17 protein-coding genes are annotated in these 14,636 nt (G+C 35.8%); 5 read left to right on the top strand and 12 right to left on the bottom strand.

What is annotated here, in order from left to right:
* Window positions 1–12: 12 nt before the first annotated feature.
* From JZO76_RS03820 to JZO76_RS03805, 4 genes are all read left to right on the top strand, one after another.
* Window positions 13–456: a GNAT family N-acetyltransferase gene (locus JZO76_RS03820; RefSeq protein WP_206902850.1), complete on the top strand. Its 444-nt coding sequence runs from the start codon at window positions 13–15 to the stop codon at window positions 454–456.
* Between the two features lie 166 nt (window positions 457–622).
* A complete protein-coding gene (locus tag JZO76_RS03815; RefSeq protein WP_206902849.1) occupies window positions 623–1,741 on the top strand; it encodes an AI-2E family transporter in 1,119 nt (372 codons plus the stop codon).
* A 334-nt stretch (window positions 1,742–2,075) separates the two neighbouring features.
* Window positions 2,076–2,882, top strand: a complete 807-nt coding sequence (locus JZO76_RS03810; protein ID WP_206902848.1) for a hydroxymethylpyrimidine/phosphomethylpyrimidine kinase — start codon at window positions 2,076–2,078, stop codon at window positions 2,880–2,882.
* Window positions 2,883–2,903: 21 nt separating this feature from the next.
* Window positions 2,904–3,398, top strand: coding sequence for an ECF transporter S component (locus JZO76_RS03805; protein WP_206902847.1), 495 nt, complete (start codon window positions 2,904–2,906; stop codon window positions 3,396–3,398).
* A 456-nt stretch (window positions 3,399–3,854) separates the two neighbouring features.
* On the opposite strand, the gene JZO76_RS03800 is transcribed toward JZO76_RS03805, so the two are convergent.
* The 6 genes from JZO76_RS03800 to JZO76_RS03775 all read right to left on the bottom strand — a co-directional run bounded on the left by JZO76_RS03800 (window position 3,855) and on the right by JZO76_RS03775 (window position 8,020).
* Window positions 3,855–4,844, bottom strand: coding sequence for an IS30 family transposase (locus JZO76_RS03800; RefSeq protein ID WP_206902846.1), 990 nt, complete (start codon window positions 4,842–4,844; stop codon window positions 3,855–3,857).
* 104 nt (window positions 4,845–4,948) lie between these two features.
* Entirely contained in the window at window positions 4,949–5,185 is a 237-nt protein-coding gene (locus JZO76_RS03795) for a thioredoxin family protein (protein ID WP_206902845.1), read from the bottom strand.
* A gap of 22 nt (window positions 5,186–5,207) precedes the next feature.
* Window positions 5,208–6,194, bottom strand: coding sequence for a permease (locus tag JZO76_RS03790; protein ID WP_206902844.1), 987 nt, complete (start codon window positions 6,192–6,194; stop codon window positions 5,208–5,210).
* Window positions 6,195–6,214: 20 nt separating this feature from the next.
* Window positions 6,215–6,631 carry an arsenate reductase (thioredoxin) gene (gene arsC, locus JZO76_RS03785; RefSeq protein WP_206902843.1) on the bottom strand — a complete coding sequence of 139 codons (417 nt, stop codon included), beginning with the start codon at window positions 6,629–6,631 and terminating at the stop codon, window positions 6,215–6,217.
* A complete protein-coding gene (arsB, locus tag JZO76_RS03780) occupies window positions 6,628–7,704 on the bottom strand; it encodes an ACR3 family arsenite efflux transporter (protein ID WP_206902842.1) in 1,077 nt (358 codons plus the stop codon). Before arsB ends, arsC begins: the two co-directional genes overlap by 4 nt.
* Before the next feature lie 19 nt (window positions 7,705–7,723).
* A complete protein-coding gene (locus tag JZO76_RS03775) occupies window positions 7,724–8,020 on the bottom strand; it encodes an ArsR/SmtB family transcription factor (RefSeq protein WP_206902841.1) in 297 nt (98 codons plus the stop codon).
* 1,043 nt (window positions 8,021–9,063) lie between these two features.
* Here JZO76_RS03775 and JZO76_RS03770 point away from each other — a divergent pair.
* Window positions 9,064–9,552, top strand: coding sequence for a prolyl-tRNA synthetase associated domain-containing protein (locus JZO76_RS03770; RefSeq protein ID WP_206902885.1), 489 nt, complete (start codon window positions 9,064–9,066; stop codon window positions 9,550–9,552).
* 45 nt (window positions 9,553–9,597) lie between these two features.
* Here the strand turns inward: JZO76_RS03770 and JZO76_RS03765 are convergent, their stop codons facing one another.
* From JZO76_RS03765 to JZO76_RS03740, 6 genes are all read right to left on the bottom strand, one after another.
* Entirely contained in the window at window positions 9,598–11,061 is a 1,464-nt protein-coding gene (locus JZO76_RS03765; protein ID WP_206902840.1) for an APC family permease, read from the bottom strand.
* 231 nt (window positions 11,062–11,292) lie between these two features.
* Window positions 11,293–12,018, bottom strand: a complete 726-nt coding sequence (locus JZO76_RS03760; protein WP_206902839.1) for a DUF3781 domain-containing protein — start codon at window positions 12,016–12,018, stop codon at window positions 11,293–11,295.
* 360 nt (window positions 12,019–12,378) lie between these two features.
* Window positions 12,379–12,546, bottom strand: coding sequence for a hypothetical protein (locus JZO76_RS03755; RefSeq protein ID WP_206902838.1), 168 nt, complete (start codon window positions 12,544–12,546; stop codon window positions 12,379–12,381).
* Entirely contained in the window at window positions 12,539–13,213 is a 675-nt protein-coding gene (locus tag JZO76_RS03750; protein WP_206902837.1) for a zeta toxin family protein, read from the bottom strand. Before JZO76_RS03750 ends, JZO76_RS03755 begins: the two co-directional genes overlap by 8 nt.
* Before the next feature lie 207 nt (window positions 13,214–13,420).
* Window positions 13,421–13,918, bottom strand: a complete 498-nt coding sequence (locus tag JZO76_RS03745; protein ID WP_206902836.1) for an AAA family ATPase — start codon at window positions 13,916–13,918, stop codon at window positions 13,421–13,423.
* 4 nt (window positions 13,919–13,922) lie between these two features.
* Window positions 13,923–14,486, bottom strand: a complete 564-nt coding sequence (locus JZO76_RS03740) for a GNAT family N-acetyltransferase (protein WP_206902835.1) — start codon at window positions 14,484–14,486, stop codon at window positions 13,923–13,925.
* Window positions 14,487–14,636: the final 150 nt, after the last annotated feature.

Genomic DNA, 14,636 nt, shown 5'->3' with positions numbered 1-14,636 from the left:
GAGATGATAACAATGAAATATACTTGGGTAGCAAAGACAGCGATGTGGGATAAGGCCATTTTGTCGATTGAAAAAGTCCCTTGGCCAGCTGGGGCCCATTTAGCAGAGCAAATGAAAAATCACGCTTTAACTGATTGGGAAAATGTCTTGATTTGTTGGCAAAAAGAAGAATTGGTCGGTTTTTGCGCGCTGTTAAAAAAAGACATATTAAAACAAACAGCGTTAACGCCCTTTATTGGCGTCGTCTTTGTGGCTGAAAAATATCGCGGACACCGAATTAGCCAAAAACTTGTTGCAAAAGCAGAGGAAAAAGCGCGTTCTTTAGGATTTGAACATACATTTATCGCAACGCAACATTTAGGTCTATATGAAAAATTCGGATACCATAAAATCGGCGAAGAAAAAGACATTTTTGATCGCTGGTTGAACCTTTACCAAAAGGATCTCACGCACTAGTTAGCTGCTTTAAAATAAATAAATTAGCTAAATGTTTCCAAGCAGATGGAAAAAAGGCTTTGAAAGATATTAGAATCGAAATTTTTAACATTATCTTCACTTGAAAAAACGATTTCAGAAATTGTTATGCTAAAATAGAGTTATTAAGTGGATTAGGAGTTTTGCTATGCAATCGTTTAAAAATTCGAAATTGTTTTATTGGACCGCAGAATTGGTCTTAGTTATTATAGGTGTTTATTTTTTATGGCAAATGCCAGAAGTTTTTAAACCTGTTTTTGAAATGGTAGGGGCCGTTTTATTACCCGTATTTATTGCAGGATTTTTATATTATATGTTTGACCCAATCGTCAACTTCTTACAAAAGCGTGGATTATCCCGAGTCTTAGGTTTTTTACTTTCATTTTTAGTCGTAGTCATCATTATTGTTTTAACCGCAATGAATGTCATTCCCCAGTTGATTGAGCAGACAGTCCAATTAACACAACAATTACCTACTTATGCTGATGAATTAGTTAAGTGGTTAGATGGACTAGCTAAGCAAGATGAATTCAAAAATTTTAATTTAGAACAACAGCTGGATTCGGCCAATATTACGATTAATCGCATTATTAATTTTATTATTGTGAATGTAACTTCCAGTTTATCTTCTATTTTTTCTATTTTAACGAAATTTTTTGTTCTCTTGTTTACGGTACCTTTTATTTTGTTATTTATGTTTAAAGATGGTCATCGTTTCTTAGATGCGCTATCAAATTTTTTCCCGCGGACAATTCGCACTGAACTACGACAAACGGTTCGAGAGTTAAATGATACGTTGTCTGCTTATATTAGCAGTACAGTATTAGATGCATTTATTATTGGAATTATGAGCTTTATCGCCATGACAATTTTCGGGCAGCCCTATTCATTATTATTAGCCCTGATTTGCGGTATCACCAATATAATTCCTTATGTCGGTCCGTTTATCGGCGCTGTACCTGCTGTGATTGTGGGGCTGTTTATTTCACCGTGGCAAGCCTTGTACATAGCATTATCTATTCTAGTTATCCAGCAACTCGATGGGAATCTGATTAAACCGCTTTTATTTGGGAAATCATTAAATGTGCATCCTATTACTATTATCTTAGTTTTATTGGGTGCTGGTAGAGTTTCTGGTATCATGGGGATGTTGATTTGCATTCCTGTCTATGCGGTAATTAAGACATTGATTATTAATATTCGTAAAATTTATCTCTTGAAAAAAACAGAAGCATTAACAACTAATTTAGAAGAAACCGAAGAGTAATACACAAACCTCATTTTAGTGTTCTTAAAAGAACTAAGATGAGGTTTTTTTACGTGAATTGCAAATGCAAAAGTACTTGTGATGCAACGATCAAAAAAAGGAAAACTTTTTTACTGCAGAAGTAATAACAAGCAAATAATTTCTTCTTATAAAATAGAAATTTTCTGCTAATAATCCTTCAGAAGGAGAAATTCAATAAGCAATGTAAGTTACGCTACTCAATTTAATTGTTGTGGTATTTTTTTGCAAATGGTTGGTTTGAAAACATGCCAATTGGTTGTGGGCAACCCACTGGAAGTTTGCTAGACTTTTAATCACAAAGGGGGATAAGAGGATGACAAAAATAGTGTTAACGATTGGTGGGTCAGATCCTTTTGCCGGCGGTGGAATACAAACGGACTTAAAAACATTCGGTGATTATCACACTTTTGGTATATCAGTTTTAACTTCTATTGTCACGCTTGTTGACAATAATTTAGCAATTCATCCCGTTACAAAAGAAGTATTCTTAGCCCAATTAAAAAGTATCGAGCAGGTAAATTTTAGTGGAATTAAAATTGGGTTAATTGCAAATCCCGAATTTATTCCTTTAATTAAGGAATTTTTGCAAAAGCATCCCGATATCCCCATTATCTTAGATCCTGTTTTAGTTTTTAAAGAGGGAAATTCAGCGATTGAAAAAGAGATTTTAGCAGGAATTCGTGGTGAATTGGCTCCTTTGACCACTTTAATCACACCTAATTTAACTGAAGCCGAAACGTTGAGCAAAAGAAAAATTAACAGCTTGCAGGAAATGAAAGAGGTAGCTATCCTGCTACAAAAAGAGTATAAAACAGCTGTCTTAATAAAAGGTGGCGGGCGACTTGCAGGAGAGCGTGCTATTGATTTATTAGCACTACCAGAAACGAAAATAGTAGAATATCAGGCACAAAAAATTAAGGCCATTACAATTAATGGTGCCGGTTGTAGTCTATCTGCTGCAATTACAGCTGGTCTAACTAAAGATAAGCTAGAAAAGGCCGTAAGTGATGCAAAAGGTTATGTTTACAAAAGCATACAAGCCGGCGTGATGGTGACAGCAGAATTTGGCAGTGTTTATTTTGAAGAATCGATTATTAAATCAAATAATCTTCCAGCTTAAAGTTAAAGGAGAGGGGAAACAATGCAAATAAAAAAAATAACACTATATGCTGTCTTAGCAGCTTTAACAAGTGCAGTTTCTTTACTTGTTATAATTCCAATTCCGGGTACAAATGGCATTATAACTCTGTGTGATGCCGGCATTGCGATTACAGGGTTATTATTAGGTCCAACAGCGGGACTTTTTGTCGGTGCTATCAGTGGTGGATTTATCGATTTATTAGCGGGCTATCCACAATGGATTTTGTTTTCACTACTTATTCATGGCGTACAAGGATTTGTATTTGGTTATTTTTTCCAACAAAAGAAATTTTTAAAGTCATTAGGATTAGTTTTGGGCGTCATCATTATGGTTGTGGGTTACGCTTTAACTACAGGATTACTTTATGGACTTGGGGCTGCGATTGCCTCGATTCCAAGCAATCTATTCCAAAGCACATTTGGCGCATTAATCGCAATCCCAATAACGACCATGTTAAAAAAGGCAACAGGGAAACGTTTGAAGTTTGATCATTAAATCAAAATGATTGTTCATATCAGGTAAATGGATCAAACATAATCATTTTGAGTATTTCAGCTTATGATTTTATTTGAGATAAAAAATTCAGTTTGAAATTAATAGTGCACTTTAAAATTCGTGAGACAGTATCAGATCAAAAAATTTCTTTATAGTAAGTTATTTCGCGCAGCTGCATTTAACAGTTTTTAAATGCAGCCTTAAAAATTAGGCAGGGAAGTGCAAAAGTAGCAATATAATCAGTAAATTAGATTAGTTTTACATTTTAGTTTACATAATATATATTATACGAAGTTAATATTCAAAGGCGAATGTTGAGATTAAGTGCAACAACCTATTGTTTTAACACAATCATTGTTCGTGGTTTAGTCTATTATACCATGTCGTTCATTTTATTTAAAGCACATCGTTCGTGAACGTGTTTTCTATAACAAAGAAACATAATATTGTAAGTTTTCATGTTACTTTTGCGTATTCTAGTTTGAATTTATGTTCAGGAGTTTTCCAACCCAAAACTTTTCTGGGACGAGTGTTCATACTAAATACAGCTTCGTCAATTTTACGCTGTGAAACGTTCTTAAAGTTAAATGGTTTGGGGAAATATTCTCTCAATAATCCGTTATGATTTTCGTTAGAACCACGTTCGTAAGGCGCATAAGGATTAGCGTAATAAATTTTGCAACCAAACGTATCTTCAAGCGTCCCAATATTGAATTGATTCACAAACTCGGTTCCACGGTCACAGGTAATGGATTTGACACCTTGAGGATATAATTCTATGAGTCGTTTGATTGCTAACATCATATCCGTCCCAGTCTTATGAGGGATCTTTATGGCCACGTAATGCCTTGTTTTACGCTCCACAAATGTAGCTAGACAAGTTGCTACACCACGCTTAGAAACCACCGTATCTGCTTCCCAATGGCCAAATTCTGTACGCAATTGTACTGCCTCGGGTCGAAAGTCAATGGTTCGATTTGCGAAAAATGTACGGTCTACTCGGATTTTAGCTCCTGTCGTCTTTACTTTATAACGTTTTCCGTAATGTCGTAATTTCTTCATATCGAAATTGATAACCTTCGAATAAATCCAATTGTATATTGTTGCCCTACACACCTTCACGCTTCGTACAGCGTTTACAATTTGTTCTGGTGAGTACTTCATATTTAGATATTTTAAGATGGTTCGAGTATTATGAATCGTTGCTTTTGTTTTCGTACCACAGTTACGTTTACGCATTCTTGCAATATTTTGAGCACTGGTTGCTTGGTAACGGAGTCTGGCAATGCTATTACGACCCCGTTGTTCGCTGCCCCGTTTTATTTCTCTTGAGATAGTTGAACGGTTTCTATCTAGTCTTCTAGCTATTTCAGCTTGGGATAGCCCTTCGTCAAGATATGCTTCAATCTTGCCACGTTCTTCTGGTGTTAGATGTTTATAGCTCATACAAGGTATTCCTCCTTACAAACTACACATGAAAGTTAAACGCACACCGAGACTAACAGATTTAGTATTAGTCTTGGTGTGCGTTCTTCCATTCCTGACAAGGGTCATTTTTCCTGTAATAACTGTTTGATTTCTTTTGGTTTTGCAACTCGGCCACTAACTACCAATTTATCATCAATGATGAGACCAGGAGTCTTCATGACACCCGACTTCACAATTTCAGCCATATCCTCTACTTTTGTGATTGAAGGCGTAATGCCAAGATCATTGGCAGCTGTTTCTACGTTTTCCTTCAGTTTTTGACAATTTTTGCACCCTGGGCCTACGATTTTAATTTCCATTGTTTTCAATCTCCTTTAATTTTTATATAGCTACACTATTGAATATCAAACCAATCAATAGAATGCCGACAACACAAATGGTAATAAAGATTCCTAATAATTTTGGTTTTACTACTCGACTTAACATTACCAAGGATGGTAAAGAAAGGGTTGTAACTGACATCATAAAGGCCATAAGCGTGCCTACAGGAACCCCTTTAGAGAACAACGCTTCTGCTATTGGCAGAACACCAAAAATGTCCGCATAAATTGGCGCTCCAATCAAAGTTGCGATAATAAGTCCAAATGGATTGTTATTGCCCAAAATGCTTTGAATAAAACTAGTTGGAATCCAGTTATGGATTAAAGCACCAATTCCTACCCCTATCAACACATAGATCCAAACTTTGCTTGCAACTTCCTTGACTTGCTCCCAACCATAAGCCAATCGCTTCTTAATCGTGTATGTTTCGACTTGGCTGAGGCCCTCTTCCATCTCACGAATATAATCTTGAATCTCGTTCTCCAAGTGTAGTTTATCGATTATCGTGCCCCCTACTACCGCTAAAATTAAACCTAAAACAATATAGGCAATGGCAAATTTCCAACCGAAGAAAGACATTAACATAATGATGGATGCAATATCTACCATCGGAGACGAAATCAAAAAGGAAAAAGTCACGCCTAAAGGCAATCCTGCTGTTGTAAAACCGATAAAGATTGGAATACTTGAACAACTACAAAACGGTGTTACCGTCCCTAAAAGTGCGCCTAATAAGTTCCCTTTCCAGCCCTTTAAGCCACCCAACAACACCTTGGTTCTTTCTGGTGGAAAGAAGGTTTGGATGTACCCCATGAAAAAGATTAAGACGGTCAATAAAATAAAAATCTTAATTGTATCAAACAGAAAGAACTGGAGACTTGCACCAACCTTACTGTCAAGGGAGAGACCAAACAACTCGACCAATTTCCCCATCAATTCATTTAACCAAACCATTTTTAACAACTGGTCACTAATCCACGTCCACATAATTTACTCCGCCCCTTTAATTACCCATTGAGCTGCTTTGCCAGTTCAATCATTCGTCTTTCAATCTCATCTCGTGTATTACGAAAAGCAGTCATAATCTCTTCTTCTGTTCCCACAGCTTTTGCTGGGTCTTCTAAATCCCAATGAAGATGGGTGCTTTCTTTTGGAATCATTGGGCACTTGTCTGCTGCGTCGCCACAGAGGGTGATAATCATATCGGATTGATTAAAGTAATCTAAGTCGATTAAATCCGAAGTTTGAGTAGAAATATCTATCCCTGCTTCCTTCATCACGGCTACTGCTTTAGGATTTAAGCCGTGGCTTTCCACACCTGCGCTGCGAATTTCCCATTTGCTATTCAAATATTTCTTTGCGTACCCTTCGGCTATCTGACTGCGACAGGAATTGCCTGTACATAAAAAATAGATCTTTTTCATTTTGTATCTCCCTTCGTTGTGAACCAACCTCTTGTATGGTTAATCATTTTTACTAATAACAACATTACTGGTACTTCTGTTAAAACGCCCACCGTTGTGACTAAAACAACAGGTGAATTTACCCCAAATAAAGTAATTGCCCCCGCCACAGACAATTCAAAGAAGTCAGAAGCTCCAATTAAAGCCGCTGGTGCTGCTACATTGTGTGGCTGTTTTGTCCACTTACAAGTGAAATAAGCAAAGTTTGCCGTGATGATATTTTGCAACACTAACGGCACCGCAATCATCAAGACATGGACTGGGTTATTTAGAATAATATCTCCTTGGTAGGTAAAGATAATCACCAACGTCAATAAAAGCCCAATCGTTGTAATGGAATCAAATTTAGGCAAAAACTGTTGGTTAAAGTAGTCAATCCCTTTTCTCTTAATCATGAGATAGCGTGTGAGTGCTCCGCCTACTAATGGTACCAACACGAAGAGTAAAACTGAGGCAAAGAGGATATTCCAAGGTACAAATACATTGTTTACGCCCAAAAGAAAAGAGACAATCGGAACGAACAATACAATAATTAGTAAGTCATTAATGGAAACTTGTACCAAGGTATGTGCGGGATCACCTTTTGTTAGATTTGACCAAACAAATACCATTGCAGTACAAGGTGCTGCCCCTAATAATACTGCCCCTGCTACATAATCTTTCGCTAAATCAGCCGGTATAAAATTACTGAACACAACATAAAAGAAAAATGTTGCCAAGCCAAACATTAGAAACGGCTTGATTAACCAACTCGTAATACTGGAAATTACGATTCCTTGGTAGGTTTTACGCACATTTAGAATGGATTTAAAATCAATTTTCATCATCATGGGAAAAATCATGACCCACGTTAAAATGGCAATCGGGATATTGGTATTTAGGACTTGATAGCTTTCCAGATGGTCAGCTACTCCTGGTAAGAATTTCCCGATTAGCATACCAGCTGCCATACAGAGAAGCACCCAGACAGTTAGATACTTCTCAAAGAAACTGATGCCAGACTTTTCTTTTACTTCGGTGTATACGTTATTCATTCAAAAGACTCCTTATGGTTTAGTAGCGGATGGAAGTTTCTGGTAAAAGAAATTCTTTTAATGAGGATAGAAACTCCTCAACAAATTCCTCTTGCAAAGCGTAATGACTCCACTGACGCTTCTTCGTCACACTGACAATACCTGCTTTCTCCAACAGCTTCATATGATGAGATAAAGTTGGCTGAGTAAAGTCAAAGTGTTCCAACAAGTCACAGGCACAAAGTGAATCTGTGGCGGAAAGTAATTCTACAATTTTTAATCGTTTTGGATCAGCTAAAGCTTTAAGAATCACTGCTAATTGTTCATAGTTCTCCATGGAAAATCCTCCTATTTTAACACATAGATAATTATCTATATACAATATAGATGAATGTCTATTTGTCGTCAAGCGTTTCTGTCTTTTTGATTATAGCTCCTATTAGATAACAAAAACACCCAACAAGAATCTGCTGAGTGTTGCACTTTATTTTGGCATTCAGGAGTTAATATTCAAAAGTGTATGTTAGAATTAAGCGCAACATCTGCCTTAGCTATCATAATCAAATAATGATTACCCATGATTAGGTCTATTAATCCATGTTTATTTTTTATGATTGTATAATATTGTTCGCGGTAAAATTATTTTGATTGTTTCTGGAAAGCTTCCGAGTACTCGAAATTAAATTTGTACTGAGAAGATTTCTGTTTAAAAATTTTTCGTAACTTTAAATTCTCATCCTTTGCACAGTTTGATCAATTTTATTTTGCGAAATATTTTTAAAATCAGACGGTTTTGGGAAATATTTGCTAAGTAATCCGTTGTGATTTTCGTCAGGTCAGATCCGCGTTCCTGCAGCACACACGATTAAAACATACATAATATATTTTACGATCGAATTTTTCCTCAATAAGTCCAATTTCAAATTGATTTAAAAATTCGTTTTCATAGTCACATGTGATTGATCTCACACCATGGGGATACATTTCTACTAAATGCGTGATTGTAATCATCGTGGGTCAACTAGTTTTGTTTGGTATTTTGATTGCTACGTAATGTCTCAATTTGTACTCGATAAAATCTTGCTAGGTACGCTGTTAAACTCGCTTAGAGGCAACTGTGTCTGCTGCTTAGCTATTTTTCTTTGTTAGACGCTTCAAGATGAAATTTCATAATATAACGCAAATTATCATTATGCCCAACGTGCCCAAGCAGAAAATTCCAACGTATTAAAACCTAAATTTTAAGTGGCTTTGTTAATTCTTTTTTTTAATTATAGCCCCCCTCTTACATTTTATCTTCGCAATTGTTGCACCATTTAATTGATTATTTGTGCTAAAATGAAGTTTAATAGTACTGGTAAAGTGAAAGGATGGGATAAAATGAATTTGTCTTTGCAAGTTGAAGAAACGCTTAAAGCTTTGGCGATCCCTTTTGAAATAGTGGAACACCCTCCTGCTTTGACAACTGCGGAGGCCGACAGCTTTATTACTGGAATTGAAGGTGTCCGTACAAAATCAATGTTTCTAACGAATAAAAAGAAAACTGCCTATTATTTACTGATTATGGACGATGAAAAACGTTTAGATATGGATAAGTTTAAAGAGATTGTAGGCGCTAATCGGATCAAAATGGCTTCTACTGATAGCCTAATGGAGCAATTACAACTCCCTCCAGGTGTGGTTTCGGTGTTTGGTTTATTAAATAATACCAAAAAAAATGTTCAAGTATTTTTTGATACAGAAATTTTGGACAAAAAGAAAATGAGTTTTCATCCAAACGTCAATACGAAGACAATTTTCCTATCAACTAAAGATGTCTTAAAGTTTGTCAACGCAATTGGCTTTGAATACACTATAATCGATTTGTAGACTAAAAAACCTGCTAACTATCTAAATAGTCAGCAGGTTTTGTTTTTAAACTTCTTTTAATTCAGGCAGTGCTGTTTTATTTTTATCTCTACGGGCAATTGTTGGTAAAATCATGCCCAATAAAATTAAAACGATCGGTGTTAAGACATTTGTCATTAACTGGAACCACCAAGCTTTTGGATTTGTTGCGTAATCCAATTTTGGAACCATTCCTAAGACACAAGCAAAAGCTGTGAAGGCAAAACACCATGTACCCGCGATAAAGCCAAGTTTTGGATTTTTTAAGAATTTATATTCGGATTGATAGTTTTTCCAAGCTTTATTTAACATCATATAAGCAAAGAATACCCATAAATAACGCATTGGCATTACGACAGAGTTAAGGTTAGTCATCCATTTTACTAGCTCATCTGTATTACCGATTCCTAAAATTGGCAATAAGATAATGACGCTAACTAAAATACCAGTTAATAAGTAACCATTAACTAAAGTACCTTTGGCTGAACGTTTTCTTAACCAATTTGGCACAAACATTGGATCTGCGTCCGCCAATAAGATTTGTAATGGCGCATCAATTGAAAAAGCTAACGCTGAAATTTGGCCAATTGTATTGGTTAATGCATAAATGATCATTAATAAGTTTCCAACACCGTAATAATTACCTAGTTGTTGGAATGCGCTGTAAGCCCCGTTACGCATTAAATCAGCTGGGATATTATTGCTAGCAAACAACATACCCATAGCCACAGAACCTAAAATTGCAGAAACCCCTACCATACCAGCTAATAAGAACATACCACGCGGGAATTCTTTGGCAGGATTTCTAGTTTGGTTAACATAAGGCGAGATTTTTTCAGCTCCCCCTACGGCAAAAACTAACATGGAGATGGTTGTAAAATAAGAGAAGTCAAATTTTGGAATGTATGTTTTAATATTTCCCATGTCAGGGGTCGCAAATTCCATACCTTTACTTACAGCCGGCGCACCTACTGCTAGCAAGATAAACAGAATTGACATCACAAACATCGCCGTACCAGCCAAACCGCCAATAACTTTTAATGTTGTTAATCCCTTTGTCGATAAATATAAAAACAGCAAGAAAATAACTAAACTTAAAAGTGCAATAGTTGTCATTGACATGCTTGATACCATATCTCCATTACCTTGGACAGCCCAACCTAACGCAATTAAGATTGCTTGCGGTTTTTGCGCAAGATACGGAATATGCACGACCCAATATGTCCAGGCCGCATAATAAGCTAAGCGTTTTGTTGAGGTATTTTCAACCCATGAGCTGACGCCGCCTTTGCTGTTTTTAAAAGTCGAGCCCAGCTGACCGACAATTAAAGCATATGGAATAAAATAAAGTGCTAAGATAAGAATCCATGAAGTAACAACAGAGATTCCTTGTTGGGCATAGTTATTTACAACATTTCCTAAACCCCAAACCATATTAAAGGCAATTAAGCCAACGGTGAACCACCGCAGTTGTTTTTGATTTTGACTCATGAAAAAACTCCTTTAAATAATAAATTGCAACTTCTATATCATAGTTATTTTTAAAGGAATTCTCAACTACTAAAATAATGAATTTAGCACAGTTTCACCAACAATTAATACTACTTTCATTTAAAAGACAAAATTTTGCTAAAATCGTTTGCAAAAATGTTATTTGGATAACAAAATAGCAAAACAACTTTTTGATCACTCAAAGAAAGTTATTTTGCTATTAGTAAATTTTCATTCTGAAATCGTAGCGATATCTTCCGTAATAATCCAGTCATCCATATTTTTTTTGCATTTATAGTAAAAAGAATCGATTTTTTCTAAATTTGCAATTTCATAAACCGCTAGATATTTTTTTCCAGTCCAGCGTTGTTCTTGTTTTGTTGAGAGTTGAAGTTGATTGGCGTAATTTTCTACAAAAGAAGCGGATTCTTCTGGAGTCATCTGCTCAGACTCAATCACAGCTTTAATCACAGCACGATAATTTACCACTAGATTGCTGTTAGTTTCGACAAAATAAATATCCTCCCCCGCTCTTGCTCTACCCCCTAAAGGCGATTTTCTGCCAGCAGCACCACGAATAATCATCGTTTTTTCGCCAGATAAGAGTTTTGGTAGTTCCTCTGCCTCACGATTCAAATAGACGAGATGCACTGCTTTAGCGCCTCTTTGATACCATTGTGATTTTTCGGCTGCCTTTTTTTGTGCTGGAATTTTTTTAGCAGAATCGGCAGTAATTAAGCGATAATTGTTGGCATTAATCGTTAATTGAATTTTTCTTGCTGGTTGCCAGACATAATAATTTTTCCCTAATTGGGTAATTTCGGTGTCTGCTGCTAGCAAAATCACTTGAACAAGTTTCTCGATTTGGCTCGGAGTATAATTTGTTTTTAGTTTTTTGTTGAAACGATCGTATACAAGTTGTGTGTATCCGATATTACTGGCAATTTTTTTTAACATTGAAAATCTCCTTTTAAATGATAAGGCTTTCTTTTACAATACCATATTAGACTATAGATGCGATTAATTTGTCATAGCCATGAGGTAAAAAAACTAATCTTTATTTTTTAGATAAAAAATTAAAGATTGGTCTTTAATTTATAGTGTTTATATTTTAAATCTTATCTTCTAAAGTCGGCATCTCCATTTTATTCTTTAAAGTTGTTTAGAGCATACTTTTAATTAAACAGCTATTGGGAATAAAGTAGCTTTTTATGCATAACATATCTATTGACAAAGCATGTATTGAATCAAGATCCTTGAGGTAAAAAAAAGCCAAGAACATTTTTTCTTGGCTTTTTAACTATCCTAATTAGGTATTCATTTTTCTTTGTCCAAGCCAATCAATTCACGCTGCTTACGGTTGGATTCATCTGCTACAAATTTAAAGACTGTTTTCAATTCTTTTGCAGAAGCATTCTTTTGTAATTTAGAAAAGTTACGATCGTACTTTGCCATAATTTTTTCAACTTTTTCTTTTTCAGTCATGTAACTCCTCCTCCAATCCGTGTTTTGTGTAATTAATCGGTAATGTCAACGTAATATTATCAATATCCATTAGAAAATCAGAAATCGTATTTTGAAAATCCTTCACCAAGACATTGATTGTAACTCGTTCTTGAAATTCTTCTTTCACGTGTATCAAGTTCTTCCGTGATTGGAAAAAAGCATTGATAAAACGTTCTTTCGGAACAAATCGGCCTTCAACCACTTCTCGTTTTTTGGTAAAATCCCAAGCGATAAACGGATCTTGATAAACATAATAGACAAGAACATTATAATTCTTTTTGAGCGCTCGTTCAATGTTTTGATTTACCTTAGCAGTTGCAAAAGTACCATCAAGAATAAAACTATACCCCTTTTTTAGAACTAGATCGAGAGCCGCATCTACCAAAAGAGCCGCGCCTCTTTGAAACTCATCAGAATTATTTCCAATATAACCAGGAAATAAAGCCCGAAACTTATCTGCATCAATTATACATAGATTATTATTTAACGCCATCAAAGTTTGTGCTACCTCAGTTTTTCCAGCTCCAGGACTTCCCGCCATAAAAATGGCAGTCTTTTCCTCTTCTATATCTTTCCCCTCAGTAATAGAAGAAATTAAGATTTTCTTATTCTTTTTGGCATAATGCAAAGAAAAATCTTCCGTCATTTTTATGGCACCTCCTATCGCCTTCAAAGCCAGTTTACCACACTTCCTAAAAGACAACCTCAAATTATAGCACTCTGCTAAGTGCTAATTTTCAAACTATACTCTACGACTTTACGATGAATTTTAACTGAGTAATTTAAATGACGGTGCTTACGAAATTATAAACCAGAGGAACTGACGGTTTTAAAGCTCCCTAAAAAATTTTTATCAATTTTCCCAAACATCGGCGCGTAACAGCTTAACAATTTCAATTTGCGACATTTCTGGACCAATCATTTTTTCATTTTCAAATTTCAAATAATCTTTGTCTAACCACCAGTTAGCCATGTTGATCTCGGAAAAAGAAAATCTTTGTATTCGTTGCTGGTGGCGTGAAACAGTTGTTTCAAACGAAAGGTCAAAATAATAACAATGTGTCTGATCGAAAAGTTCCTGCAGTTTATCAAGCATGTGACCATATTTCTTTCGACTTAAAATTCCTTCGATAATTACGATAGGATAATGTTGGCATCCAAAAATTGCGAGGGTTTCAATTGCTAAAACAGCCAAATTAGAAGTATCATCTTTGATGTTTAACATATCTCGCCTTACTTCATCTTGTCCAATAGACATGACAGTTCCTTGCGGAAAGCTGTGTTGTAATGCTTTGGCGACTGTAGTTTTGCCACTGCCAGAATTCCCCCGTAAAATAATTAGTTTACTCATAACCTTAAACCCTTTCCAATGACTGAAGTTCTGTTCTTAAAATTCCATATTTAATAGAATCCCAATATTGACCTTGCCAATAGCGCACTTTTCGAATTTGCGCTTCTTTTTTCAGCCCCAGCTTTTCACCTAATGCTATCATGGCACCATTTCCTGACCAGGTGGTATACCCTATCCGTTCAATTTTAGGATAAAGAGCAAATAAATAGTTAATCCATAAAGTGACAGCTACCTGTCCAACGCCTTTATTCCAGTTTTTAGGTTGATAAATCGAAATCCCAAATTCCAGCCATCTTTTTAAAGAGCCGTCTTCAAAATAGGCCGTTACCACACCCAGCATTTCAGCTCCATAAAAAATGACGCCGGCATTTTCATCTGTTATAAGCCGTTTGCCAAATCCCTTTTGATATTCTTCCCAAGTAAGAATGGGGTCTTTAAAATAAGGACCATCAAAATTTTTCCAGGTTAAATCTGCTTTAGGCCCGTAGCTTAACTCCCATAGCTCCTTTAACTCTGTTTTTGTTATGTTCTTAATCGTAATGGGCGATGTTTCTGATTTTAGCTGCAAAATTTTTCTCCTTTTTCGCCTAAATTATTCCCTTTTATTTAACTGTAGCACAATCGCGATAGGCAGTGAAGAAAATCACGATGCTAGCGCAAAGTTTTAAAATCGCGCGAAAAATGAAATAGCAACAAGGTATTTACACCACTAAAAAAT

Origin of the sequence: Candidatus Enterococcus myersii (genome assembly GCF_017316025.1) — a bacterium.
In the GTDB taxonomy this organism is placed as follows: Bacteria; Bacillota; Bacilli; order Lactobacillales; family Enterococcaceae; genus Enterococcus_C; species Enterococcus_C montenegrensis.
This window is presented reverse-complemented; position numbering and strand designations above follow the sequence as displayed.